Annotated in this window: 24 protein-coding genes; 7 read left to right on the forward strand and 17 right to left on the reverse strand. The window is 67.6% G+C overall.

Going from position 1 to position 23618, the window contains the following annotated elements:
- Window positions 1–426: 426 nt before the first annotated feature.
- Window positions 427–990, reverse strand: coding sequence for a 2-amino-4-hydroxy-6-hydroxymethyldihydropteridine diphosphokinase (gene folK, locus ACIQC9_RS05080; RefSeq protein ID WP_400613063.1), 564 nt, complete (start codon window positions 988–990; stop codon window positions 427–429).
- On the opposite strand from folK, the gene ACIQC9_RS05085 reads away from it, so the two are divergent.
- Complete coding sequence (locus tag ACIQC9_RS05085) at window positions 989–1522, forward strand: NYN domain-containing protein (RefSeq protein ID WP_400613065.1); 534 nt, start codon at window positions 989–991, stop codon at window positions 1520–1522. The two genes, folK and ACIQC9_RS05085, sit on opposite strands and share 2 nt — an antisense overlap.
- Window positions 1523–1683: 161 nt before the next feature.
- On the opposite strand, the gene smpB is transcribed toward ACIQC9_RS05085, so the two are convergent.
- Together smpB and dapA are read right to left on the reverse strand one after the other, a co-directional pair.
- On the reverse strand, window positions 1684–2154 hold the full coding sequence (smpB, locus tag ACIQC9_RS05090; RefSeq protein ID WP_400613067.1) for an SsrA-binding protein SmpB: 471 nt from the start codon (window positions 2152–2154) through the stop codon (window positions 1684–1686).
- Window positions 2155–2352: 198 nt separating this feature from the next.
- Complete coding sequence (gene dapA, locus ACIQC9_RS05095) at window positions 2353–3237, reverse strand: 4-hydroxy-tetrahydrodipicolinate synthase (RefSeq protein WP_400613069.1); 885 nt, start codon at window positions 3235–3237, stop codon at window positions 2353–2355.
- Between the two features lie 126 nt (window positions 3238–3363).
- On the opposite strand from dapA, the gene ACIQC9_RS05100 reads away from it, so the two are divergent.
- Window positions 3364–5448 carry a transglycosylase SLT domain-containing protein gene (locus tag ACIQC9_RS05100; protein ID WP_400613072.1) on the forward strand — a complete coding sequence of 695 codons (2085 nt, stop codon included), beginning with the start codon at window positions 3364–3366 and terminating at the stop codon, window positions 5446–5448.
- Here ACIQC9_RS05100 and ACIQC9_RS05105 read toward each other — a convergent pair.
- From ACIQC9_RS05105 to ACIQC9_RS05120, 4 genes are read right to left on the reverse strand one after another with little or no spacing between them, the layout of a single operon-like run.
- Complete coding sequence (locus ACIQC9_RS05105) at window positions 5391–6194, reverse strand: ABC transporter ATP-binding protein (RefSeq protein ID WP_400613074.1); 804 nt, start codon at window positions 6192–6194, stop codon at window positions 5391–5393. The two genes, ACIQC9_RS05100 and ACIQC9_RS05105, sit on opposite strands and share 58 nt — an antisense overlap.
- The gene (locus ACIQC9_RS05110) at window positions 6191–7180 is read right to left on the reverse strand and encodes a FecCD family ABC transporter permease (RefSeq protein ID WP_400613076.1); all 990 of its coding nucleotides are present in this window, start codon (window positions 7178–7180) and stop codon (window positions 6191–6193) included. Before ACIQC9_RS05110 ends, ACIQC9_RS05105 begins: the two co-directional genes overlap by 4 nt.
- Complete coding sequence (locus ACIQC9_RS05115; protein ID WP_400613078.1) at window positions 7177–7974, reverse strand: ABC transporter substrate-binding protein; 798 nt, start codon at window positions 7972–7974, stop codon at window positions 7177–7179. The genes ACIQC9_RS05110 and ACIQC9_RS05115 overlap by 4 nt, the downstream gene beginning before the upstream one ends.
- Entirely contained in the window at window positions 7971–8600 is a 630-nt protein-coding gene (locus ACIQC9_RS05120) for a TetR/AcrR family transcriptional regulator (RefSeq protein WP_400613081.1), read from the reverse strand. The genes ACIQC9_RS05115 and ACIQC9_RS05120 overlap by 4 nt, the downstream gene beginning before the upstream one ends.
- 130 nt (window positions 8601–8730) lie before the next feature.
- On the opposite strand from ACIQC9_RS05120, the gene ACIQC9_RS05125 reads away from it, so the two are divergent.
- From ACIQC9_RS05125 to ACIQC9_RS05135, 3 genes are read left to right on the forward strand one after another with little or no spacing between them, the layout of a single operon-like run.
- Window positions 8731–10194, forward strand: a complete 1464-nt coding sequence (locus tag ACIQC9_RS05125; RefSeq protein WP_400613084.1) for a glycosyltransferase — start codon at window positions 8731–8733, stop codon at window positions 10192–10194.
- A complete protein-coding gene (locus ACIQC9_RS05130; RefSeq protein WP_400613086.1) occupies window positions 10166–11056 on the forward strand; it encodes a class I SAM-dependent methyltransferase in 891 nt (296 codons plus the stop codon). Before ACIQC9_RS05125 ends, ACIQC9_RS05130 begins: the two co-directional genes overlap by 29 nt.
- Window positions 11053–11850 (forward strand): TrmH family RNA methyltransferase, encoded by a 798-nt coding sequence (locus ACIQC9_RS05135; protein ID WP_400613088.1) that lies wholly within the window; start codon window positions 11053–11055, stop codon window positions 11848–11850. Before ACIQC9_RS05130 ends, ACIQC9_RS05135 begins: the two co-directional genes overlap by 4 nt.
- On the opposite strand, the gene ACIQC9_RS05140 is transcribed toward ACIQC9_RS05135, so the two are convergent.
- Entirely contained in the window at window positions 11847–12206 is a 360-nt protein-coding gene (locus ACIQC9_RS05140) for a GFA family protein (protein WP_400613091.1), read from the reverse strand. The genes ACIQC9_RS05135 and ACIQC9_RS05140 overlap by 4 nt on opposite strands.
- On the reverse strand, window positions 12203–15676 hold the full coding sequence (dnaE, locus tag ACIQC9_RS05145) for a DNA polymerase III subunit alpha (protein ID WP_400615394.1): 3474 nt from the start codon (window positions 15674–15676) through the stop codon (window positions 12203–12205). Before dnaE ends, ACIQC9_RS05140 begins: the two co-directional genes overlap by 4 nt.
- Window positions 15677–16069: 393 nt before the next feature.
- Between dnaE and msrA the strand changes: the two genes are divergently transcribed.
- On the forward strand, window positions 16070–16681 hold the full coding sequence (gene msrA, locus ACIQC9_RS05150; RefSeq protein ID WP_400613093.1) for a peptide-methionine (S)-S-oxide reductase MsrA: 612 nt from the start codon (window positions 16070–16072) through the stop codon (window positions 16679–16681).
- A 98-nt stretch (window positions 16682–16779) separates the two neighbouring features.
- Window positions 16780–16893: a hypothetical protein gene (locus ACIQC9_RS05155; RefSeq protein ID WP_400613095.1), complete on the forward strand. Its 114-nt coding sequence runs from the start codon at window positions 16780–16782 to the stop codon at window positions 16891–16893.
- 12 nt (window positions 16894–16905) lie between these two features.
- On the opposite strand, the gene ACIQC9_RS05160 is transcribed toward ACIQC9_RS05155, so the two are convergent.
- The 8 genes from ACIQC9_RS05160 to ACIQC9_RS05195 all read right to left on the reverse strand — a co-directional run bounded on the left by ACIQC9_RS05160 (window position 16906) and on the right by ACIQC9_RS05195 (window position 23612).
- On the reverse strand, window positions 16906–17445 hold the full coding sequence (locus ACIQC9_RS05160) for a hypothetical protein (RefSeq protein ID WP_400613097.1): 540 nt from the start codon (window positions 17443–17445) through the stop codon (window positions 16906–16908).
- A gap of 71 nt (window positions 17446–17516) precedes the next feature.
- Window positions 17517–18221: an ABC transporter ATP-binding protein gene (locus ACIQC9_RS05165; protein ID WP_400613099.1), complete on the reverse strand. Its 705-nt coding sequence runs from the start codon at window positions 18219–18221 to the stop codon at window positions 17517–17519.
- Window positions 18214–19521, reverse strand: coding sequence for a lipoprotein-releasing ABC transporter permease subunit (locus ACIQC9_RS05170; protein ID WP_400613101.1), 1308 nt, complete (start codon window positions 19519–19521; stop codon window positions 18214–18216). Before ACIQC9_RS05170 ends, ACIQC9_RS05165 begins: the two co-directional genes overlap by 8 nt.
- Window positions 19518–20834 carry a proline--tRNA ligase gene (gene proS / locus ACIQC9_RS05175; RefSeq protein WP_400613104.1) on the reverse strand — a complete coding sequence of 439 codons (1317 nt, stop codon included), beginning with the start codon at window positions 20832–20834 and terminating at the stop codon, window positions 19518–19520. The genes ACIQC9_RS05170 and proS overlap by 4 nt, the downstream gene beginning before the upstream one ends.
- Before the next feature lie 82 nt (window positions 20835–20916).
- Complete coding sequence (locus ACIQC9_RS05180; protein WP_400613105.1) at window positions 20917–21252, reverse strand: DUF3088 family protein; 336 nt, start codon at window positions 21250–21252, stop codon at window positions 20917–20919.
- Between the two features lie 4 nt (window positions 21253–21256).
- Window positions 21257–21520 carry a DUF1467 family protein gene (locus ACIQC9_RS05185; RefSeq protein WP_400613108.1) on the reverse strand — a complete coding sequence of 88 codons (264 nt, stop codon included), beginning with the start codon at window positions 21518–21520 and terminating at the stop codon, window positions 21257–21259.
- A complete protein-coding gene (mce, locus tag ACIQC9_RS05190; protein WP_400613110.1) occupies window positions 21520–21942 on the reverse strand; it encodes a methylmalonyl-CoA epimerase in 423 nt (140 codons plus the stop codon). The genes ACIQC9_RS05185 and mce overlap by 1 nt, the downstream gene beginning before the upstream one ends.
- Window positions 21943–21998: 56 nt before the next feature.
- Window positions 21999–23612, reverse strand: coding sequence for a M20/M25/M40 family metallo-hydrolase (locus ACIQC9_RS05195; RefSeq protein WP_400613112.1), 1614 nt, complete (start codon window positions 23610–23612; stop codon window positions 21999–22001).
- Window positions 23613–23618: the final 6 nt, after the last annotated feature.

Genomic DNA, 23618 nt, shown 5'->3' on the forward strand with positions numbered 1-23618 from the left:
GCCGCACAAAATATAGAGTTGAAGCTGATTGTGCAACGCCACATGGGCGGTATTGCGGCGCGACCGCGTGATCACCGGTTGGTCGTAACCACAACTTCCACTGTGAGGGTGTCTCCCGGCCGGGGACCGTCCTCTCCAAGTTTCAGTCTCATCAGACCCGTGCCACGTTCCGCCTCGCGTCGGCTCAGGCGTCCGGGGGTGGATTCAGCGACGACAGTGCAGTCGTCAAGCCCGCCATCAAGTTCAATTGAGCATCGAATAGTTATGCTCTCCGAGCCGTTCCAGTTGCCCCGGGGCGTGACCATCGGCGGTCGCGTGCCCTGGACAAATTGCACGGTCTGATCTGCCGCATCCCAGTTCCGGGGTGAAGCAGGCTCCTGAACCGGGCCTGACAGGATCGCGAGAAACACTCCTGAAGCGATCAAGTCATCCTCCACATCTCGCAGCATCAAGGCCAATCGTCGCGACAAAGGTCAGCGCCTCCGCCCGCTCCCCGCTCACCGGGTGCCGCCACTCCGGCGCGATCTCCGCCAGAGGCCCCATCACAAACAGCCGGTCCGCCGCGCGCGGGTGCGGCAGGATCAATCCGTCCAGATCCCCGACCTCGCGGCCATAGGCGATCAGGTCCAGATCCAGCGTCCGCGGCGCGTTCAGTGCGCCCCTCTGACGTCCGAACGCCTCTTCGATCCGACCCAGCGCGGCCATCAACTCATGCGGCCCATGCTCCGTCCTGACCAGGACGACGCCATTCAGGAAAGGCGGGTCGGTCGGGTCAGGCCATGCCGCCGACCGCCACCATGACGAGCGCGCCACCACATCGATCCCCTCGCACCGGAACCGGGCCAAGGCCGCCTCCAGCGCCTCCCTGCAATCCTTCCAGGCCCCCTTGTCATTGCAGCCCAGCGCGACGATGACGGCGGTGTCCAGATCAGCGGCCGCATCCATTTCGACCGGTCCGCGGACATCCATATTCGCAGGGCTGATTTCCATGACCTTCCATCCGTCCGACCGCATCGCCCTGTTCATCGACGGGGCCAATCTCTACTCGGCGGCCAAGGCGCTGAACGCGGACCTCGACTTCAAAAAGCTGGTCGAGAAATACCGCGCCGAAGGCCGTCTGGTTCGCGCGTACTATTACACGGCGGTCGTCGAGGGCGAAGAGTTCTCTCCGATCAAGCCTCTGGTCGACTGGCTCGACTACAACGGCTTCACCGTGGTGACTAAGGCGGCCAAGCGGTTCACCGACGCCCAGGGCCACAGCCGGACCAAGGGCAATATGGACATCGAGATCGCGGTCGACATGCTGGAGCTCACTCCGCACCTCGACCACGTCGTCCTGTTCAGCGGCGACGGCGACTTCCGCAGGCTGGTTCAGGCGGTGCAGTCAAAGGGTGTGCGCGTCACGGTCGTGTCGACGGTTAAAAGCCAGCCGCCCCAGATTGCGGATGAGCTTCGTCGTCAGGCGGACGCGTTTGTCGATCTGAACGACCTGCTTCCGGAGGTTGGGCGTCCAAGGGCGTGAGTTGCCTGCCGCTATCTCAAGGCCGTCATCCTCGGGCCTCGCGAGCGAGGAACCGAGGACCCAGCAGCGAATCTCTTGCCGCATGCGTTTTCGCCCCAGCCTGCTGGATCCTCGGTTCTCCGCTGCGCGGAGCCCGAGGATGACGGAAGGTTGAGACAGCCCTACCCCCGCTCCTTCATCAGCCGCGCCTTGTCCCGCTGCCAGTCGCGGTCCGCGCTGGCCTGACGCTTGTCGTGCAACTTCTTGCCCTTTGCCAACGCGATCTCGAGTTTCGCCTTGCCCGCCTCGTTCAGATACAGCCGCACAGGGATGATGGTCTGGCCGTCCCGCTGGACCGCGCCGATGAACTTGTCGATCTGCTTGCGATGCAGCAGCAGCTTCCGGTGACGGCGGGGCTCGTGGTTGAAGCGGTTGGCCTGCTTGTACGGCGGGATGTCGGCGTTCACGAGGACGATCTCGCGGCCCTCCACCGCCGCATACGACTCCGCGATATTGGCCCGGCCGTCGCGCAGCGCCTTGATCTCGGTGCCCAGCAGGGCGATTCCGGCTTCGGTGTAGTCCTCAAGGAAGTAGTCGAACTTCGCCCGCCGGTTCTCGGCGAGAATTTTCATCTTCGGTTTCTCGGACGCCATGCGCGTCTCCTACACGCTCCGCCGCCCGTCGCGAAGCCGGTCGCTCCGCCGACGACCGATTCTGGCGTACCTGTCAGCTATGCTGGCGCAATGATCGTCCACCCTGAACCGCCGCCGACTTGGCTCACCCATCCGGACGATCCGGACGGATCGGACGCTTCGGACGGTGTTTTCGCGGTCCGGCCCGGCCGGAGGATTTCAGAGACCGGCGTCCGCCATCGCCCGATCGATGGCTGGTTTCACCGCGTCAGAACAGGACACGAGCGGCAGCCGCAACTCCTCGGTGCACAGTTGAAGACGCGACAGGGCGTACTTCGCGGGGGCCGGCGAGGCGTCGAGGAACAGGCCCCTGTGCAGTCCGATCAGGCGGTCCTGCCAGTCGCGCGCTGTGGCGTAGTCGCCGGCCTCCGCCGCCCGATGCAGGGCGACCATCTGCTCCGGCGCGACGTTCGACGTGACCGAGATGACCCCGACCCCGCCATGGGCATGATAGCCAAGATAGCTGGGGTCATCGCCCGAGATCAGGTCGAACTGCTCACCGACGATATTGGCCCGCATCCAGCTGACCCGGCCCAGATCGCCGGTCGCATCCTTGATGCCCACGATGTTCGGATGTCCGGCCAGCGCGGCGACCGTCTCATTGGCCAGATCCACGCCCGTGCGCCCCGGCACATTGTACAGCAGGATCGGCAGCTGGACGGCTTCGGCGATCGCCTCGAAATGCGCCTTCAGCCCCGCCTGACCCGGTCGGTTGTAGTAGGGTGTGACCACCAGCGCGCCGTCCGCGCCCACGGTCTTGGCGTGCCGGACCAGCTCGATCGCCTTTTCTGTGGACGAAGATCCCGCCCCCGCGATCACCCGCGCCCGTCCGCCCGCGACCGATACGCACAGTTCGACCACGCGCTTGTGCTCGTCCGGGCTCAGCGAGGCGCTCTCTCCGGTCGTGCCCATGGGGACCACGCCGTGCACGCCGGCCGCGATTTGGCGCTCGAGTAATTTGACGAACGCAGTTTCGTCCAACTTTCCGTCACGAAGTGGTGTGATCAGGGCGGTGATCACGCCCTTGAACAAGGGGGCGGTCATGGGGACGATGGTCCTGAAATCGAAGACAGAGTCGCGGGCAAGAACGCCTGCGGCGAAGCTGCCGACGTTAGGTTGCCGGTCCGTCGTCCGCAACCGTCAAGCATGAGAACAGGGATCGCCACAGGCATGATCGCAACCAGCCTCGCTGCGGCATTGGCCGTCGTCACCGCCCAGCCGGAAGCCGCCGCGCCCCAGGCCACGCCCTACACGTCCGTCGCCCCGGCCAGCACGCAGGCGCGCGTGCTCAGTGATTCCGACACCGCCAACTTCCGTCAGGGTCTGGCCGCCGCCCGCGCCCGCGACGTCATCGGCGCCCGCAACGCCATCGCCCGCACCTCCGACCCCGCCGCCCGCAAGCTGATCGAATGGGCCCTGATCGACACCTCCGCCGCCCAACTGCCGTACAGCGATTTGGAAACCGCCCGCACCGCCCTTGCTGACTGGCCCCGCGCAGGCAGCCGGAACGAGGCGACCGAGCGTGCGCTCGACAACGCAAACCTCGGCCCTGACGCCGCGATCCAGATGTTCTCGGGCGCCGCGCCCACGACGGTCCAGGGCGCCATCGCTCTCGCCTCGGCGCTGGAGCAGCGCGGCCGTCAGGACGAGGCCCGCAGCCTGATCACCACCTGGTGGCGCACCCGCTCGTTCGATCAGGCCTACCAGAGCCGCATCCTGACCCGCTGGGGCGGGTGGCTGAATCAGGACGACCACGACACCCGCCTGAACATGCTGCTGCTCGGGCCGCATGGGCCGGCTACGCGCGCGATGATCGAGATGGCTTCGCCCGAGCGCCGGACGGTGGCGGACGCCGTGCTGGCCCTCCGCTCCGCCTATGCGCCTGACGCCACAGTCGCCTCCCTTACGCCGTCGCAGGCGCGCGATCCCGCCGTCGCCTTCGAGCGCGTGCGCATCCTGCGTTCCCAGAACCGCCAGTCCGAGGCGTGGAGCCTGCTGTCCGCCCTCCCCGCCGCCCCCACCTCGACCGAGGCGCAGGCCACCCTTTGGACCGAGCGCCGGAACTACTTCCTCGACGCCCTGCGCCTGAACAACTGGCAAGCCGCTTATGACGCCATGAACGGCCACGGCTTCCCCTCGGGCGACCGCATGGTCGACGCCGAGTTCTTCGCCGGCTGGGTCGCGCTGGTGAAGCTGAACGACCCCGCCCGTGCCGCGCGCCACTTCGAGACTCTGCGTCAGGCGTCCTCGACCCCCATCACCCAGGGCCGCGCCCTGTACTGGCTGGGCCGGTCCGCCGAGGCGCAGGGCAACACCCCGCAGGCCGTGGAGTTCTATCGAGCCGGCGCGCGTCACATCCAGACCTTCTACGGCCAGCTCGCGGCGGAGAAGGCGGGTCAGACGACCATCACCCTGCCCGCCGATCCGACCGTCACCGACAGGAACCGCCGCGATTTCGAATCCAACGAAGTGGTCCGGGCCCTGCGTATCCTCGGCGAGACCGGCGAGACCAGCCTGTTCCGGGTCTTCGCCTACCAGCTGGACGATGATCTTCCGGACGCGACCGATCTGGCCCAACTGATGGATCTGTCGCGCGCCTATGGCGAAGGCTTCACCGCCATGATGGTCGGCCGAGCCGCCAGCCAGCGCGGCTACCTGATGCCCGAGCGCCAGTACCCCGTCCGCATGCCGCCGCAGGTCGCGGGCGCCGCGCCGATCGAGTTCACCCTGGCCATCACCCGTCAGGAATCCAGCTTCGATCCCCGCGCCCGCAGCCATGCCGATGCACGGGGCATGATGCAGTTCCTGCCCGCCACCGCGTCCGGCGTCGCGCGCCGTCTGGGCATGTCCTACTCGGCCGAACGCCTGTGGGAGCCCGGCTACAATATGACGCTGGGCAGCTACCACCTCGGCGAGCTGATGAACAACTTCGGCGGCTCGATGCTGCTTGCTACGGTCGGCTACAACGCCGGCCCGGCCCGCCCGCCGCAATGGGTGGCCCGCTGCGGCGACCCGCGCGCCGGGACCGTCGATCCGGCGGACTTTATCGAGTGCGCGCCGTTCACCGAGACCCGCAACTACATGATGCGGGTCATGGAAAACATGCAGATCTACAAGGCCAGGCTGAACGGCGGGACCGGCTCGCTGACCCTGTCACAGGACCTTCGCCGCGGTACGCCGAGAGGGCCACAGGCCTATCAGGCCTCGGCCGGAGAGCCCACCCTGACCGAGCCGTCTGCCGAACCGTCCGAGTAACGCCGGGTCGCCAGTAGTTGCCCCTCCGGGCCTTCGATCCATGTGGCGTTGAGGCCGAAGACCTGCTGCAGGACTTCCGGAGTCAGGGCTGCCAATGGCGGGGCGTCGGCAACGAGCCTGCCGCCATCAAGGACAATCACCCTGTCGGCGTTCCGCGCCGCCAACGGCAGGTCGTGCAGACTGACCAGAACCGCCTGCCCCGCCGTCGCGCGGGCCTTCAAAAGGTCAAGCACCATCAACTGGGCGTCTGGATCCAGCCCGGCGATCGGCTCGTCGACCACAAGGCTTCGCGCCCCGGTCGCGAGAAGGCGGGCCAGCAGCACTCTCGCCCTCTCGCCCCCTGACATCTCGCCCACGCCGCGATCCGCCAGATGCCCGGCTTCGACATCCTCGAGCGCCTGCCTCGCCCGCGCCAAAGCCAGATCAGCCGTCAGGAACGGGGCGCCCAACGCCGCGACCTCGATAGCCGGCAGGTTCCACGCGATGCGCCGTTCCTGCGGCAGGTAGCCGATCCGATCAGCCCGCTCGCGAGGGGACCAGCCTGCCGCCACGCGCCCGTCGACCCGCACCTCTCCGGCGACCAGAGGCATCAGCCCCGCCAGCACCCGGATCAGGCTCGACTTGCCCGCTCCGTTCGGGCCGACCACAGCGACCAGTTCGCCGGGTTCGACGGACAGGTTCACACCGTCCAACACCGTGCGGTCGCCCAGTCGGGCGGTTGCGCCCTTGAGTTCCAGAGCGGTCACAGCCGCCACTCCCGCGCCGCCCGCCACGCAATCAGCGCGAACAGCGGCGCGCCGACCAGCGCGGTGAACACCCCCAGCTTCAGCTCCTGATCCGTAGGCGTCAGGCGGGCCAGAAGGTCCGCCGCAACCAGCATCAGCCCGCCGGTCAAGGCTGAAGGCAGCAATATCCGTCCCGGATCGCCCCGAACCGCCGCCCGCACCAGATGGGGCGCCGCCAGGCCCACAAAGCCGATCACCCCCGCCACCGCAACCGCAGCCCCTGTCGCGAGCGCAGCCGTCAGCAGGGCCAGCAGCCGCAATCTCGCCATCGGCAAGCCAGAGGTCCGCGCCGTCTCTTCGCCAAGGCTCAGCATCCGCAGGCCGGGCGCGGCAGCTGCGGCGAGGCCGCCAGCGATCAGGGTCGCGGGTAAAACCCACGCCACATCGATCCAGCTACGGTTCTGAACCGAGCCCAGCAGCCAGCTCATCACCTCGGCCGTCGCGATTGGTGACGGCGACAGGTTGAAGATCAGCGCCGTCAGCGATCCGGCGAAACTCGACAGCGCCACACCAAAGAGGATCAACGCCTCGGGCGAGCGCACCCGCATCGAAAACAGGATCAGCAGACCGCCCGCCAGCGCCGCCCCGACAAGCGCGGCGACTTCGACAGCCCCGGGAATGGCGGCGAGGCCCAGCACGATCGCCAAGGCAGCCCCCAGAGCCGCCACCGCGGACACCCCGAGCACGCCCGGGTCCGCCAACGGATTGCGCAGCAGTCCCTGCATCACCGCGCCCGCCAGCCCCAACGCCGCCCCGACGGTCAGCGCAGTGGCGACCCTTGGCGCGCGAACCGCCCACAGGACCTCCCCCGGTCCTGAGCCCGGATCCTGAAACGCCTGAGCGATCTGGCCGGCAGCCATGCCGGTCTCACCCAACAGAACACCTGCGACGACCGCAAGCCCGATCAGGATCAGCAGTCCGGGGACAAGTCTCGAAGAGCCCGTCATTTGCCGTGTCCGATCATCGCCGCTGCGTCCGCCGCAAACCATGCCGGGCAAGTCAGCGCCGCCGCCGGCAAACGCGCCGCGACCCGTCCTTCGGCAGCCTTCCTCACCACAGGGTGCCGCCCCGGCCCGCGCCAGTCTGCCCGGGGCTGATCAAAGAAGGCAAGGATGAAGCGCGCGGGCGGAAACAGCGCAATCCGCTCGACGCTGACCGGGTTGAAGCCCGGATCCCGCGCTGCATTCCGGAAGCCTCCGGCCAGCAGGATTGCATCAATCAGGGTGCCCGGGCCGGCGGTGAAGCCTCCCGGCGTCAGATACTGCGCCATCCGGTTCGGTTGGGTCGCAGACGCGGCGGTCGCAAGCCTAGCGTCCATGCGAGCGATCAAAGCCTCGCCCCGGTCCGGCCGGTTCAGGCCCGCGGAGACGATGCGGATATTGGCGCGGATGCCGTCGAAGTCGCTCGCGTCGTTGATGGTCAGGACCCTGACCCCGTCTCGCTCCAGCCGGGCCAGCAATCTTGCGTCGCCGCCCCAGTATCGAACCACGACATCCGGCTTTATCGCCACGGCGACCTCAAGGGTCGGTCGCACGCGTAATCGACCCGCCGCCGCGTTTCTCAACCACGCGTCCGGATCATCGGCGCGAGGCGACAGCGCAAGGTCGGCGTCCGGCGCGAGAGCAAGCGCGTACTGATCCGCACATTGGTCCAGCGCCATAACTTTCAAGGGGCGCGCCTCGACGGACGCCGCGACCAGCGATCCGGTCAGGGCGGCGAGCGCGCAGAGATAGGCTCTCACGGCTTCAGCAGGCCTGAGAACAACCCGTCGACAAGGGTTCTGACCAGTTCATCCCGCTCGACCCAGTCGAAATAGGGCTTGGTGATCATCAGCGAGACGACGCCGTGTGCGCCGGCCCACATCGCCTGTGCGGCGGGTTTCGACGGGGCTCTCAAGCGCCCGGCCGCCGCCAGATCCTCGACCACCTGTTCGAACGACCGGTACAGATCCTGACCCAGTTCCCGCGCGGGCTGCTCCAGGCCCGCCTGCATCTCCAGCGGCCGGGTCATATACGCCAGCCGATAGGCATTCGGATTCTGGAAGCCGAATGCGACATAGCGCTCCAGCATGAGCCGCAGACGGGCCTCCGGATCGGAGGCTTCAGCGAGAACGGCGGCGTTGGCCGCCATCAAGGACTCAAAAGCGCCCCGGCAGATCTCGCGCAGGATTTCGCCCTTGTCCGCGAAGTGCATGTAGAGCGCCGTCGAGGAGAGGCCGACTTCCTGGGCGATCTTGCGGATCGTCGCGCCTTCATAGCCGTGCTCGACGAAGATGCGCTCGGCAGCCGCGAGGATTTCGGCCCGCCGCGCGTGACCTTCACCCTTGGGCTTTCGCTGTGATCGGGAAGTCAGCGTGGCGGCTGTCAAACTGCGGCTCCGGGAACTTCGGCCCTGAATAGCGACAAACCATCGCATTCGCCAATCGACACAGCCCAGACTTGCATTCCATACAACCTGATGCTTAACGCTCAACTCAGGGATAGGTGGGGACATATCCGTGGGTGGCGTAACCTTGTACCAGACCGAGGCTCTGCCTCTGAGTCTCAGCGCGCGCTGGCGCGGTCTTTCGACCTTCCAGTTCCTTGCGATCCTGATCTTGTCGACGGGTGTGATGAGCGGTGTCGCGTTCGCCCCTCACCTGCTCGCTTCCCTGACGATGTGGGTTGCGGCGGGAATGTTCGGGGCCGCATCAGCTGTCCGCCTGATCCTAATCTGGATGACCCGCAGGCGGCCCGTCTCACCGCCCTCCCCATCGAACTGGCCTCCCTATACGATCGTCTGTGCGCTTCACGACGAGCCTCACGTCGTCGGCCAGTTGATCCGGGGACTGGCCCGCATCGACTATCCCGTCGATCGGCTTCAGGGTCTGATCGTGCTGGAGCAGCACGACACCGCCACTCGCGACGCGGCCTTGACCACGTCTCTTCCAGATTGGCTGCGCATCCTCATCGTTCCGCCCGGCAGTCCCCAGACCAAGCCTCGCGCGCTCAATGAGGCCCTGAAGCAGGCGACGGGCGAGTACATGACCATCTATGATGCGGAGGATATTCCAGACCCCGGCCAGCTTCGCGAAGCCGCTTCCCGTTTCGCGTCGGACCTCGATGGCCGGACCGGCTGTCTGCAGGCCCCGTTGCGTATCCGACGCCGCCACGCCGCCCTTGATCCGACGCCCTTCGTGGACCGCCAGTTCGCAGCCGAGTACGCCGCGTTGTTCGAGGTGGTCCTGCCGGGGCTCGCCGTGTTCGGTTTTCCCTTCCCTCTTGGCGGAACGAGCAATCACTTCCGGGTCGACGCCCTGCGACGCCTCGGAGCGTGGGATGCGCACAACGTAACCGAGGACGCGGATCTGGGCTTTCGTCTGTGGCGCGCCGGCTATCGGCTCGGCGTCCTGTCGAAGCCGACATGGGAGACGCCGCCCGGCCCGGTCTCGCACTGGCTGCCCCAGCGCACCCGCTGGCTGAAGGGATATATGCAGACCTTCGGCGTTCATACGCGCCGGCCATGGGAACTGGGCTGGCGTGGTGGAGCCGCCTTCCTGCTCACGGTCGGGGCGGGTCTGGTCTCGGCGGCCTGCCACGGACCCTCCCTGCTGTGGGTGGCGGCCGCGCTGATGCTGGCGGCGGCGTCGGCGACATCGCCAGCCCTCCCGGCGCTGGGTCTTCTCATTCTGGGCGCCGGAGTCCTCGTCGCCTGGCTGACCTGTGCGGTCGGATCCCGGCGCGCCGGCCTTGCCTATGGTCTCCGGGAGATGGCGGAAGCGCCGCTCTACTGGTCCATGCTCAGTATCGCCTTCGCCCATGCGGCGTGGCGGCTGCTGGTCCAGCCGTTCGCCTGGGACAAGACCCCACATCGGGCTGATACGGCGGACGGCCACCCGGATGTGCTGGAAACGATGCTGGACGCGAGGCCGCCGGGCGTCCTATCAGCCGGACATGTCGCCGCGCCTGAACCCGTCGTCTGAGAGCCTGATCACCCGGGCGTGGTCTGACTACGCCCTGCTGGACTCCGGTCATAGCCGCAAGCTGGAGCGGTATGGCCCCTTTACTGTGGTCAGGCCCGAGCCGCAGTGCATGTGGGCGCCCCGCGATCCGGCCGCCTTTGATCTGGCCGACGCCGTCTTCGACCCGACCGACGAGGACGAAGCCGGCCGTTGGCGATTCCGCGACAAGCCGGTAGAGACCTTTCCGCTGGCGTGGCGCGATGTGCGCTTTACCGGTCGCTTCACCCCCTTCCGCCACCTCGCCTTCTTCCCCGAGCAGGCGGCGAACTGGGAATGGCTGGATGCCCGCGTGCGCACCCTTGAGCGCCCGCGTATCCTGAACCTGTTCGGCTACACCGGCGTCGCCAGCCTGGCGTGCGCGGCTGCGGGCGCCGAGGTCACCCATGTCGACGCATCGAAGAAGTCGGTCGCCTGGGCCCGTGAGAATGCGGAGATGTCGGGGCTGGCCGACCGCCCGATCCGCTGGATCGTGGACGACGCCCGCAAGTATGTGGCGCGCGAGGTTCGACGCGGCTCGAAGTACCACGGCATTATCCTCGACCCGCCAAAGTATGGTCGCGGGCCGACTGGCGAGGTCTGGCGGTTGTTCGAGGACCTGCCCGGGCTTCTTGCCGACTGCGCGGCCCTGCTGGGCGATGACGCGTCGTTCTTGCTGGTCAACGGATACGCGGCGCGCATCTCCGGCCTGTCGCTGGCCCATTTGACGGCGGAGGCGACGGCGACGCGGGGCGGCGTGATCGACTGGGGCGAACTGGCCCTGTCGGAGGACGGTCCCGACGCCCGCGCCATCGGCCTCAGCTTCTACGCGCGATGGTCGGCATGACGGACCGGCTGATCACCTCCCTGACTAACGACACGGTCAAGGCCGTGCGGGCCCTGCATATGCGCAAGGAGCGCGAGACGAGCGGCTGTTTCCTCGCCGAGGGGCTGAAGTTCATCGGCGAGGCGCTGGATCAGGGCCGGACGCCGAAACTGCTGATGGTCGGCGAGGAGGCTCGTCCGCACCCGCTGCTGGACCGCGCCCGGACCGAAACCCGCGCCGCGGGGGGCGAGGTGGTCGTGGTCACCCACGCCATCCTCGAGAAGATCAGCCGGCGGGATAACCCGCAGACGGTTCTGGGCGTATTCGAGCAGACCTATACGACGCTGTCCTCTATCCAGCCCGCAACGGCGCCTTGCTGGATAGCGCTGGAGCAGGTGCGGGACCCGGGCAACCTCGGCACCATCATCCGCACGGCAGACGCCGCGGGTTGCGGGGGCGTGATCCTGATCGGGGACTGCACCGATCCCTATTCGGTCGAGGCGGTCAGGGCGACTATGGGCTCGGTCTTCGCGGTCGCTATCGCCCGCGCGACGCCGGCCGAGTTCCTCGCGTGGCGTCAGAACTGGCCCGGCAGCGTGGTCGGCACCCGGCTGGACGCGACCCACGGTTATCGGGACGCCGCCTACCAGCACCCGACGCTGGTTCTGATGGGCAACGAGCAGGCCGGCCTGACCGACGAACTGGCGGCCGCCTGCGACGTCAACGTCAAGATCCCGATGCGCGGCCGGGCCGACAGTCTGAACCTCGCCATCGCCACCGGCGTGATGGCCTATGCGGTGACGGACGCGGCCTAGAAGCTGCGCCCATCGACCCGTGTGGCATTCCAGCTCCAGGGTTCGATGTCGGTCAGGGTGCGGACGTTGATCGCCACCTTTGGGTTGCCGTCGGGTCCGTCTGCGCGGGCGAAGGTCTGGACGCCGCAGGTGTTGCAGAAGCGGTGGCGGATCTTGTGCCTGTTGAACAGATATTCGGTCTGCGGACCCTCGGCGGTCAGACGGAAGGCCTCGGGCTCGACGAAGCCGAGGACGAAGCCCTTGCGGTAGCAGTGCGAGCAGTTGCACTCGATCAGGCCGTCCAGCGCCATGTCGACCTCATAGGCCACGGCCCCGCAGGCGCAGGATCCGCTGTGCGTCGTCACTTCTCCCATCATGCATCCTCCAGCATCACGACCCCGGGGGCCGACTTCAGGGCGCCGCGAAGGGCGCCGTCCAGACGGTAGCGGCCGGGCAGCCGGATCTCGACCTCCCGCCGTCCTTCCAGCGAGGCCAGCAGCGAGACCTCGCCGCCCTTGCCGTTGGCCTTGGCCCGTTCCAGCCGCGAGCGCAGGGCCTCGGCGTCGGCGGTGCGGCCGGACACATGGATGCGCAGGCCCATGCCGCCGTCGTCGATGATGGCGTCTAGACGGGTCGCGTCGTCGCCGAAGAAGCGCACCTCGCCATCGGCCGACTTGGCGCGCACCCGCACCATGACCGAGGCGCCGGTCTCCAGCACCTCGCGGCATTTGCGAAGCTGTTCCGGCGGGAACAGGCATTCGAACTCGCCCGTAGGATCGGAGAAGGTGACGAAGGCGAACTTCTCACCGGTGCGCTGGCTGGCGCGCTCCTGACGGCGGCGGACGACCCCGGCCATCATGAAAGCCTCGTGGCCGCTTTCAGCCAGAGCGGTGGCTTCGGCGACGAAGGTCACCCGCTTGCGCTTTAGCGCGGGGGCCATGTCTTCCAGAGGGTGGCCGGAGAGATAGAAGCCGACGGCGGCCAGTTCCTGATCCAGCTTCTCCGGCCCGACCCATGGCTCGACCGGGGACAGGCGGGGACGGCCGGCCGCGACCTGATCGCCGCCGAACAGGCTGACCTGCGAGGAGGCGCGCTCGGCGGCCACACTCTGGCAATAGGCCATCAGCTTGTCCGCCTGCTCGACCAGCTGACGGCGGTTGTTGTGGAAGCTGTCGAAGGCGCCGGCGCGGGCGAGGTTCTCGAGCGCGCGTTTGTTGACGAACTTCGGATCGACCCGCTCGAGGAAGTCGAAGATGTCGGTGAAGCGACCGCCGGTCTCGCGCACCTCGACCAGATGCTTCATCGCCTCCAGCCCGACGTTGCGGATGGCGCCCAGCGCATAAAGCACCGCCCCCTGCCCCTCACTCCATTCGACGTCGAAGTCGGCCGCGGACCGGTTCACGTCCGGGGCCTTCACCGGAACTTCGAAGCGACGACAATCCTGGTAGAAAACAGCCAGCTTGTCGGTGTTGCTGAGATCCAGAGACATGGACGCGGCCATGAACTCGACCGGATGGTTGGCCTTCAGCCAGCCCGTCTGGAAGCTGATTAGGGCATAGGCGGCGGCGTGGGACTTGTTGAATCCGTAGCCGGCGAACTTGGCCACCAGATCGAAGATGCCGCCCGACTGCTGTTCCGACACGCCCTTCTCGGACGCCCCCGCGATGAAGCGGGCGCGCTGGAAGTCCATCTCTTCCTTCTTCTTCTTGCCCATGGCGCGGCGAAGCAAATCTGCTTCTCCGAGCGAATAGCCGGCCAGGATCTGGGCGATCTTCATCACCTGTTCCTGGTAGATGATGACGCCGTAGGTCTCGGACAGGGTCTCCTTCAGGGTGTCGTGCAGGTAGTCGACCTCGGCCCGGCCGAACTTGCGGTCGATGTAGGTGTCGATCATCTCCATCGGCCCCGGCCGGTAGAGGGAGATCAGGGCGGTGATCTCCTCGATGGAGCCGCAGCGCATCTTGCGCAGGGTGTCGCGCATGCCCTGGGATTCCAGCTGGAACACCCCGACGGTCTGGCCCGACGCCATCAGCTCATAGGTCGGCGTGTCGTCGAGCGGCAGCTGGTTCCACACCGGGGCGGCCCCTCGCCGCGACAGATAGCCGTGAGCGCGATCCAGCACGGTCAGGGTCTTCAGGCCGAGGAAGTCGAACTTCACCAGCCCCGCCGGTTCGACCCACTTCATGTTGAACTGGGTGGCCGGGATATCGGAGCGCGGGTCCTGATACAGGGGCACCAGCTCGGTCAGGGGACGGTCGCCGATGACGATGCCGGCGGCGTGCGTCGAGGCGTTGCGGTAGAGGCCCTCAAGCTCCAGCGCCGTGGCCAGCAGGGTCTCGACCGACTTCTCGGAGTCGCGCGCCTCTCTCAGGCGGGGTTCGAGGTCGATCGCCTGCGCGAGGGTGACGGGATTGGCGGGGTTGGCCGGGACCATCTTGGCCAGACGGTCGACCTGCCCCAGCGGCATCTGCAGCACCCGGCCGACGTCGCGCAGCACGGCGCGGGCCTGCAGGGTTCCGAAGGTGATGATCTGGGCTACCCGATCCTTGCCGTAGTGCTCCTGCACATAGGTGATGACCTCTTCCCGACGCTCCTGACAGAAGTCGATGTCGAAGTCGGGCATGGAGACCCGCTCGGGGTTCAGGAACCGCTCGAACAGCAGGCCGAACCGCAGGGGGTCGAGGTCGGTGATGGTCAGGGCCCAGGCGACCAGCGAGCCGGCGCCCGAGCCCCGGCCGGGGCCGACCGGGATGCTGTGCGACTTGGCCCATTTGATGAAGTCCGACACGATCAGGAAGTAGCCGGGGAACCCCATCTGGGTGATGATCCCGACCTCCCATTCGAGGCGCTTCCAGTACTCGTCTTCCGGCGCAGCGGGCGTGACTTCCTGCAGGCGGACCTTTAGGCCCTCTCGCGCCTGATGCGCCAGTTCGTCAGGCTCGGAGCGGCCGGCGCCGGTGTCGAAGCGGGGCAGGATCGGCGCGCGGGTGGTGACGAGGAAGGCGCAGCGGCGGGCGATGTCGATGGTGCTGTCGCAGGCTTCCGGCAGGTCGGCGAAAAGCTCGCGCATGGCGGCGGCGGGCTTGAACCAGTGCTGGTCAGTGATGCGACGCCGGTCTTCCTGACCGGTGAAGGCGCCGTCGGCGATGCACAGCAGGGCGTCGTGGCTCTTCGCCTGCGCGGCCTTGGCGTAGTGCACGTCGTTGGTGGCGACCAGCGGGATGTCGCTCTCATAGGCCCAGGCGACCAGCCCCCGTTCGGCCTTGCCCTCGGTCGGCAGGCCATGGCGCTGCAGCTCGACGTACATGCGGTCGCCGAAGGTGGCCTGCATCTCGTTCAGGGCCGCATTGGCCTCGAACGTCTTGCCCTGCACGAACAGGGGGTCAACGGGGCCGTCGGGGCCGCCGGTCAGGAGCAGCAGGCCGTCGGAGTGTTCGACCACCTTGTTCCAGGGCACGCTGGGCTCGTCCATGGCTCCGGCGTCGAGGTAGGCCGATGACGACAGGGTGCACAGGTTCAGCCAGCCGGCCTCGCTCTGCGCGATCAGGACGACGGTCGGGACCTTGGCCCAGCGATCGGAGATCTGGCCGCCAATGCCGGTGACCGGCAGGGCGCAGGCGATGATGGGCTGAACCCCCGCCCCGCGCGCGGCCTCGCTGAACTCCAGCGCGCCGAACAGGTTGGCCCGGTCGGCGACCCCGACCGCCGGCATGCCCGCATCCGCCGCCAGCACCGGAACCTTGCCCGCCTTGATCGCGCCTTCCAGCAGCGAATAGGCCGAGCGCACACGCAGATGGATGAAGCCCGTCTGTTCCCCGCCGTCCGCCACCGTCACCGCTCCGCTCATCCTCGCCATGACGAGGACCTTCCGCGAGAGCCTATCACCCGCCACCGAGTCGAGGGCCACCCGGCAGCGGCGCCTTCATGAACAAGAGACGGAAACAGCGGTGGACAAGTTTCCGGACTCCGAAAAACACAGTCCGAAGCGTCCGATGCGTCCGATGCGTCCGGATGGTCCGCCCGGGGTCGCATCAGCCACTAGCCGATCGGAGCCAGCAGAGCCGCCTGCCAAACCATCACGACAAAGCCGCCGCAGACCGCCAGCGACAACAGATCCCGAGCCACGCGCACCATTTGACGCTCCTGTTCGAATGTTCTTGTCCTGTTCTATGTTCTCGTCCTGTTCTCGTCAATAGGCCTGCGCTTGAAACCCGCTTCGCCAGCGCCACGTATCTGGATCATGACCCGCACCATCCTCGCCTTCGCGGCCCTCATCGCCGCCTGTTCTCCCGCTCCGCCGGCGCCCGCCGCGCCGCCGCCTCCGGCCGGCAGCCAGACGGCCGTGTTCGCCGGCGGCTGCTTCTGGTCAGCCGAAAAGGCGTTCGAACATGTGCGGGGCGTGAGTTCCGTGGTGTCGGGGTTCGCCGGCGGGACCGTGGCCAGCCCGACCTATATGCAGGTCGTGCGCGGCGGGACCGGGCATCAGGAGGCGATACAGGTTACCTTCGATCCGCGCGTGGTCAGCTATCGCGCGCTGGTCGACCGGTTCTGGCGCACGATCGATCCGACCGACCCGAACGGCGTCTTCTGCGATCAGGGGCCGTCGTACCGGACCGCCGTCTTCGCCACGCCCGCCCAAACGGCGGCGGCGACGGCATCGAGAACGGCGGCGGAACAGGCGCTGGGCCGGCGGTTCGTGACGCCGGTGCGGGCCTCGGCCCGGTTCTGGCCGGCGGAGCGCGAGCATCAGGACTACGCCGAGCGGAATCCCGTGCACTACGAAGCCTACAAGGTCGGGTGCCGCCGGACGGAGAGCCTGCGTCGCGTGTGGGGCGCCGCGGCCGTCACCTGAGGTCGATCGTCCTGTCCGTTCCGGAGCCGCGCGTGTAGGGTCAACCCGACGCCGTCTGTAATCCGCCTTCTGGCGGCGGGCGTCGCAGGAGTGCGGTCATGGCCAAGGGTCAGGTACGCGGCAACAAGGAAATCCGGAAACCCAAGGCGGAGAAGCCCAAACCGGCGGTGTCGGTCGGGACCTCTCCGTTCACGCAGCCGCTCAAGAAGTAGCCGCGCCGGCCGTCAGTGCGGCCAGACTTCCTTCAGCACCTCGGTGCGGCCGTCCTTCACGCGAACCTCGAGCGCGGGCGTGGCCGGCTGACCGTCCGCGAACAGTTCGTAGATCACGGCCCCGTCCTCGGCCTGGGTGCTTTCGATGATGCGGACGGGCGCGAAGCCGGCGCGGGCGGCCTCGGTCGCGGTGCGGACGGATTGGGGGACCTCGGTCCACGGCAGGTCCCGCTGGGTCTCGACGACGGTCCATCCCTGCGGCGTTTCCAGCAGGTCCAGCTCCAGCTCGGCGCCGTTCAGCGTGCCCTCGACGTCGTAGTAGCGCCGCCCTTCCCGTTCCTTCAGCTCGGCCTCGGCGATGACGAAGCCGGGCTTTGCAGCCTGAACGGCGGCCTGAACCGCCGGGGGAATATCAGACGCGGCGGTCGGGGTTATGTCGGTCTTTGGCGCGACGGGCGCCTCTGGCGCAGCGTCGGACGCCGGTGCGGACGGCTGGCAGGCGGCGACGATGACACCGGTGGCGATGGCGGCGGAAACGATAAGACGGCGCACGGCGATCCTCCTTGTGTTGAAGGCGCCGAGCCTAGACCGCGTTCAAGCGCGCGGCCAATGCCGTCAGGGCATCAGTACTCGTGGCTTTCTGTCGGGCGCTCTTCCAGATGCCCGTCCTTCAGGGCGAAGACGCGGTCCATGTGGCCGGCCAGCTCCATGTTGTGGGTGGCGATCAGGGCGGCGACGCCCGTGCGCTTGACCACGTCATGCAGGGCCTCGAACACCGTTTGGCTGGTGGCGGGGTCGAGGTTGCCGGTCGGCTCGTCGGCCAGCAGGAGGCGCGGGCGGTTGGCCAAGGCTCGCGCCACGGCCACGCGCTGACGCTCGCCGCCCGACAGCTGGGACGGCTGGTGGGTCAGGCGGTCGCCGAGGCCCAGCGTGACCAGCAGTTCCTCGGCCCGGGCGCGGGCGTCGACCTGACGGTAGCCGGCGATGCGAAGCGGCAGGGCCACGTTGTCGCGGGCGTCGAACTCCGGCAGCAGGTGGTGGAACTGATAGACGAAGCCGATGCTGGCCAGACGGATGTGGGTTCGCGCCCGCTCGGGCAGGCCGCCCACGGCGTCGCCGTCGATCAGCACTTCGCCTGCGGTCGGATGCTCCAGCAGGCCCGCGGCGTGCAGCAGCGAGGACTTGCCCGAGCCTGACGGTCCGATGAGGCCGACAACCTCGCCAGCCCGGACGTCCAGATCGACGCCCTTCAGCACATCCAGACCGCCATCGGCGGTGTCGTAGGTGCGGGTCAGGCCGCGCACCGAAAGAACCGGGGGCTTACTCATAACGCAGCGCCTCGACCGGATCGAGCTTGGCCGCCTGCCAGGACGGGATCAGCCCGGCGACGCAGCTCATGAAGAAGGACCAGATGGTGACCCAGAATACGTCGGTCGGATCGACCAGCGCCGGCACCGCGTCCAGCATGTAGACGTCGGCGTTGAACAGCTGGACGCCCGTGATCGCCTCGAGGAAATGCTGGATCGCGCCGATGTTCAGGCAGAACAGCAGGCCCAGCAGCAGGCCGGTCAGCGTTCCCGCCACGCCGATCATGGCGCCGGCGAGGAAGAAGATGCGCAGCATGGACGACTGGCTGGCGCCCACGGTGCGCAGGATGGCGATGTCGCGGGTCTTGTTCTTCACCAGCATGACGATGCCGGAGATGATGTTCAGCGCGGCGATGGCGACGACGAGGCCCAGAATGATGCTCATCGCCACCCGCTCGACCTTCAACGCGCCCCAGAAGGCGGCGAGGCGGTCGGTCCAGTCAGTGACATAGGCGCCCGGTCCGGCGGCCTGACGCACGGCCTCATGCATCTGCATGACGCGGTCGGGCTCGGCGACCTTCATCTCGATGACGTCCCAGACGCCCTCCTTGCCGAAGAAGAGCTGGGCCTGTTCCAGCGGCATGAAGATGAAGGCGCGGTCGAAGTCCGCCGTGCCCGAGGTGAAGATGCCGCCGATGCGATAGGTCTTCTCAAGCCCGCCCAGATTGCCCAGCGCGCTGTCGGCGCCCGTGGGCGAATAGATGGTGATCTCGCCGCCCACGCCGAGGCCGAGCGAGCTCGCCAGCGACTGGCCGACCAGAACATTGTCTCCGCCGTATGCACCCTGCCCGAAGCTGCGACGCATCTCGGGAGTCAGGCTGTCGTAGACGTACCGGGTGGAGGCGAGATCCTGCGGGCGGACGCCGCGCACGATGCCGCCGGTGACCGGTCCGGTCCCGCCGCGGAAGACGGTCGTGTTTTCGGTCAGGGGCGTGACGTTGACGACGCCCGGAACCTTGCCGAGGCGAGCCAGCGCCGCGTCGCGTTCCGGGTTCTGCAGGATCTGGCCCTGCACATACAGGTGCCCGTTGAAGGACAGCATGCGGCTGAGCAGCTCGGCGCGGAAGCCGGCCATGATGCTCATCACCGTGATCAGAGCCATGACCGCAAGCGCAATGGCGACGTAGGAGATGATGGCGATCAGGGCGATGCCGCCCTCCTTGCGCTTGGCGCGCAGGTAGCGGAGGGCGAGGCCGAATTCCCAGCCCGAGAAGGGCCCCGCCGGCTTGATCGGCTTCGCGGCCGTCGTGGCGTCGGTCATCCGAGCAGCCTCGATATCGCTTCGTCCAGCGGCAGGCTGAACTTCTCGCCGGTCGCGCGGCGCTTCAGCTCGACCACGCCGTCGGCCAGACCCTTGGGCCCGATGGTCAGCTGCCACGGCACGCCGATCAGGTCGGCGGTGGCGAACTTGCCGCCCGGGCGTTCGTCGGTGTCGTCGTAGAGCACCTCCCTGCCCGCCGCTTCCAGCCGGTGCACGGCTTCCTCGCAGGCGGTGCTCACGCCCTCGTCGTTGGCGCGCAGATTGATGACGACCACGTCGAACGGCGCCACGGCGTCCGGCCAGATGATGCCGCTGGAGTCGTGGCTGGCCTCGATGATGGCGCCCAGCAGACGCGAGACGCCGACGCCGTAGCTGCCCATGTGGACGGGCGCTTCCTTGCCGTCCGGGCCCTGCACATTGGCCTTCATCGCGGCCGAGTATTTGGTGCCGAAGTAGAAGATGTGGCCGACCTCGATGCCGCGGGCGGACAGGCGGTCGCCCTCGGCGGTCTGGTCTTCGAACCGGGCGGCGTCGTGCATTTCCTCGGTGGCGGCGTAGAGGGCGGTGCGCTCGTCGAATACGGCCTGCACGGCCTCGTCCGAGAAGTCGTGCCCGGGGGCGGCCATTTCGACCAGCTTGCGGTCGCAGAAGACCTCGCTCTCGCCGGTCTCGGCCAGAACGATGAACTCGTGGCTCAGGTCGCCGCCGATCGGGCCGGTGTCGGCGCGCATCGGCACGGCCTTCAGGCCCATGCGGGCGAAGGTGTTAAGATAGGCCGCGAACATGCGGTTGTAGGCCTTGCGCGCCGAGGCCTCGTCGATATCGAAGCTGTAGGCGTCCTTCATCAGGAACTCGCGCCCGCGCATCACGCCGAAGCGTGGGCGGCGCTCGTCGCGGAACTTCCACTGGATGTGGAAGAGGTTCAGCGGCAGCGCCTTGTAGCTCTTCACATAGGCCCGGAAGATGTCGGTGATCATCTCCTCGTTGGTGGGGCCGTACAGCAGCTCGCGCTCGTGCCGGTCTGTGATGCGCAGCATCTCGGGGCCGTAGGCGTCGTACCGGCCGCTCTCACGCCACAGGTCGGCCAGTTGCAGGGTCGGCATCAGCAGCTCGACGGCGCCCGCCTTGACCTGTTCCTCGCGCACGATCTGCTCGATCTTTCGCAGCACCCGCAGACCCAGCGGCAGCCAGGCGTAGATGCCCGCTGCTTCCTGACGGATCAGGCCAGCGCGCAGCATCAGCTGGTGGGAAACGATCTGGGCGTCCGAAGGCGCCTCTTTCAGCGTGGGCAGGAAGTAGCGCGACAGGCGCATGGGGGATTCTCGAGGAGCGAAGCGGGACGACGAGCTTTAGCCGGGAGGACGGGGCGAAAGCTAGGCCGCGCCCGAACATCGGTCAGGGATGCGGCAAACCGATGCCGTACCGCGCCGCGAGATAGGGAATGATCGCCTCGTCCTGCAGGAAGCGGCGGCCGGTCGGGGCGGTGTGCGCTTCGGGCCAGTCAAAGGCGCCGTCCAGCACGAGGATCGGGCAACTCTGGTGATCCTCCCCGACCTGCTCAATCACCGCAGGGCGCGGGCGAGGATGATCGACGTAGGTGATTTCGAGCTCGGTCCTCAGCTGCGGATAGAAGGACAAGACTCCTTCAACCACCGCGCCGGCCGGGCAGTACCAAGGACCGCCCTGATCATCGGTCCAGCCGGGGTTCAGCAGGAACATTGTCTCGGCCATCTGGTCATCGCCCCGGCAGCGTCGGCAACGGCAGCCAGCCGGTGCCGATAAGGACCATGATGAACAGCCAGACAAGGGCCGATATCCAGGTCGTGGTGATGAACTTCTTCTTCAGGTTGGGATTGTCCGGCGCGCCCCACTGGGCTCCGTCGGTCGGCTTTTCCTGCTCCTGCTGGTTCATACCTATGGGAAGGACGGCGAAGAGCACCGTCCACCAGCAGGTGATGTAGATGGCCGCCATGGTCACCGGCCCGATCGGGAAGTTCATCAGTGCGCCCCTTTCGGCGTTTCCATCAGCTCGACCAGCACGCCGCCCATGTCGTTCGGATGGACGAAGATGATCGGCGTCCCGTGCGCCCCGATGCGGGGCTCGCCGGTGCCGAGAATGGTCGCGCCCTTGGCCCGCAACGCGTCGCGAGTGGCGAGGATGTCCTCGACCTCGAAGCAGACGTGGTGTTGTCCGCCCTTCGGGTTCTTCGCCAGAAAGCCGTGGATCGGGCTGTCGTCACCCAGCGGTTCGATCAGCTCGATCTGGCTGTTCGGCAGGTCGACGAAGCAGACACGCACGCCCTGCGCTGGCAGGTCAAACGGGTCGTGGGCCTTCGCTGCGCCCAGCAGGTCGCGGTAGAGGGCGACGCTGGCCTCGATAGACGGGGTGGCGACGCCGACGTGGTTCAGTCTTCCGATCATGCTGCTCCCCTTAGCGATTGCATCGCCGGGGGAGAAGCCGGACCGATCGTCGCCGGTCACTCCGCGCCCGGATAGGCGAACGGATCGCTGGCCGTCGGGCGGGTCGGCAGCGGCATGCGCGGCAGGGGCTCGTCGCTGTTGGCGGCGCTGAGCAGGATGCTGGCCAGCACCACGGCGGCCTGACGCAGATCTTCCGGCTTCAGGTGATCGTAGCTGTCGATCGAGGTGTGGTGCAGGCGGCTGGAGTAGTCGAGCGGGTCCTGGATGAACTGGTAGCCGGGCACGCCCACGGTCTGCATGTAGACGTGGTCAGTGCCGCCCGACGAACGTAGGGAGACGGTCGAGGCGCCCATGCTGGCGAACGGCTCCAGCCACTGCTCGAACACCGGCGCGGCGGCGACATTGCCCTCGACATTAATGCCGCGGATCTTTCCGGAGCCGTTGTCGAGGTTGAAGTAGGCGACCAGATCGCGATAGCCGGCGCGCGGCTGGATCGGCCAGCGGGCCCGCCACGTCTGGCCATTGGAAGCGTTGGCGAGTTCCGGGTCGTTGAGCGGCGCGCGGGTCGCCAGATGCTGGTCCACATAGGCCAACGAGCCGAGCAGCCCCTGCTCTTCCCCGTTCCACAGGGCGAAGCGGATGGTGCGTTTCGGACGAACGCCCATGCTCTTCAGTATGCGTGCAGCCTCCATGATCACGGCGCTGCCGGCGGCGTTGTCGACCGCGCCATCCGAGGCGACCCAGCTGTCGAGGTGGGCGCCGGCCATCACGTACTCGCCGGAGCGGCTGGTGCCGGGAATGTCGGCGAAGACGTTGTAGGCGTTGACGTCCTCATCGTGGAACTGGACCTCACTCATCAGCTCAAGCGTCGGCGGGGTGTCGGTCAGGGCCAGGCGGGCGAGACGGCGGTAGTCCTCGGCCGCCAGCTCCATGCCGGGCAGTTTGGGGGTCTTGCCGACCTGATAGGTGTAGCCCGTGCCGTGCAGCAGACCGCCGTCGCGGGCGGACATGCGGACGACAGCCAGCGCGCCCTCCTCCGCGAGGAAGGCGTCGAGGCGGGAGGCGAAGTCGGCGCGGCCGCTACGGGCGGCGCGGTCGGCGGCGTCCGGATCGTTGCGCGGCTGAACGAAGGCGGTGCGGCCGGCCAGTTCCTCATCCGTCCAGCGCTTGAACGCGGGCTCGGTCGGCTCGGAGCCGGTGTCCGGGCGGGTGACCATGACGATCTTGCCCCGCAGCTTGCCGCGCCATTGATCGAACTGGCCGGCGGCGGTGATCGGGGCGACCACGACGCCGCCGCTGATCACGCCGTTGGTGCCGGGCGTCCAGGCGATCGGGATGGCGCGCAGTTCGATCGGACGCGGCTCGGTCATCCGGGCGCTGGAGCGAACGATCGACCAGCCGCGGCCGAACTCGAAACCCTCAGTGTGAACGTTGGACAGACCCCATTCGCGGAACTTGTCCTGGGTCCACTGCTCGGCCTGACGCATCTGGGGCGAGTTGGTCATCCGCCCGCCGATCCGGTCGGTCAGGTGGGCCGCCGTCTGCATCACCTCGGAATGGTTGAAGCCCTGATCGATGATCCCGTTGATTGCGCCCCGGTCCGGAGACTGGGCGGCGGCGGGCATGGCGAGCACGAGGGCGGATGCAGACAACAAGGCGGCCAGACGCATGTGGAA

It is taken from the genome of Brevundimonas sp. NPDC092305, from assembly GCF_044755415.1.
Lineage (GTDB): Bacteria > Pseudomonadota > Alphaproteobacteria > Caulobacterales > Caulobacteraceae > Brevundimonas.

Bases quoted from the DNA above. Each gene is read 5' to 3' on its own strand.
- ACIQC9_RS05085 (WP_400613065.1), top strand. From the start codon at position 989: ATGACCTTCCATCCGTCCGACCGCATCGCCCTGTTCATCGACGGGGCC.
- folK (WP_400613063.1), bottom strand. From the start codon at position 990: ATGGAAATCAGCCCTGCGAATATGGATGTCCGCGGACCGGTCGAAATG.
- smpB (WP_400613067.1), bottom strand. From the start codon at position 2,154: ATGGCGTCCGAGAAACCGAAGATGAAAATTCTCGCCGAGAACCGGCGG.
- dapA (WP_400613069.1), bottom strand. From the start codon at position 3,237: ATGACCGCCCCCTTGTTCAAGGGCGTGATCACCGCCCTGATCACACCA.
- ACIQC9_RS05100 (WP_400613072.1), top strand. From the start codon at position 3,364: ATGATCGCAACCAGCCTCGCTGCGGCATTGGCCGTCGTCACCGCCCAG.
- ACIQC9_RS05110 (WP_400613076.1), bottom strand. From the start codon at position 7,180: ATGACGGGCTCTTCGAGACTTGTCCCCGGACTGCTGATCCTGATCGGG.
- ACIQC9_RS05130 (WP_400613086.1), top strand. From the start codon at position 10,166: ATGTCGCCGCGCCTGAACCCGTCGTCTGAGAGCCTGATCACCCGGGCG.
- ACIQC9_RS05135 (WP_400613088.1), top strand. From the start codon at position 11,053: ATGACGGACCGGCTGATCACCTCCCTGACTAACGACACGGTCAAGGCC.
- ACIQC9_RS05140 (WP_400613091.1), bottom strand. From the start codon at position 12,206: ATGATGGGAGAAGTGACGACGCACAGCGGATCCTGCGCCTGCGGGGCC.
- dnaE (WP_400615394.1), bottom strand. From the start codon at position 15,676: ATGAGCGGAGCGGTGACGGTGGCGGACGGCGGGGAACAGACGGGCTTC.
- msrA (WP_400613093.1), top strand. From the start codon at position 16,070: ATGACCCGCACCATCCTCGCCTTCGCGGCCCTCATCGCCGCCTGTTCT.
- ACIQC9_RS05155 (WP_400613095.1), top strand. From the start codon at position 16,780: ATGGCCAAGGGTCAGGTACGCGGCAACAAGGAAATCCGGAAACCCAAG.
- ACIQC9_RS05165 (WP_400613099.1), bottom strand. From the start codon at position 18,221: ATGAGTAAGCCCCCGGTTCTTTCGGTGCGCGGCCTGACCCGCACCTAC.
- ACIQC9_RS05170 (WP_400613101.1), bottom strand. From the start codon at position 19,521: ATGACCGACGCCACGACGGCCGCGAAGCCGATCAAGCCGGCGGGGCCC.
- proS (WP_400613104.1), bottom strand. From the start codon at position 20,834: ATGCGCCTGTCGCGCTACTTCCTGCCCACGCTGAAAGAGGCGCCTTCG.
- ACIQC9_RS05180 (WP_400613105.1), bottom strand. From the start codon at position 21,252: ATGGCCGAGACAATGTTCCTGCTGAACCCCGGCTGGACCGATGATCAG.
- ACIQC9_RS05185 (WP_400613108.1), bottom strand. From the start codon at position 21,520: ATGAACTTCCCGATCGGGCCGGTGACCATGGCGGCCATCTACATCACC.
- mce (WP_400613110.1), bottom strand. From the start codon at position 21,942: ATGATCGGAAGACTGAACCACGTCGGCGTCGCCACCCCGTCTATCGAG.
- ACIQC9_RS05195 (WP_400613112.1), bottom strand. From the start codon at position 23,612: ATGCGTCTGGCCGCCTTGTTGTCTGCATCCGCCCTCGTGCTCGCCATG.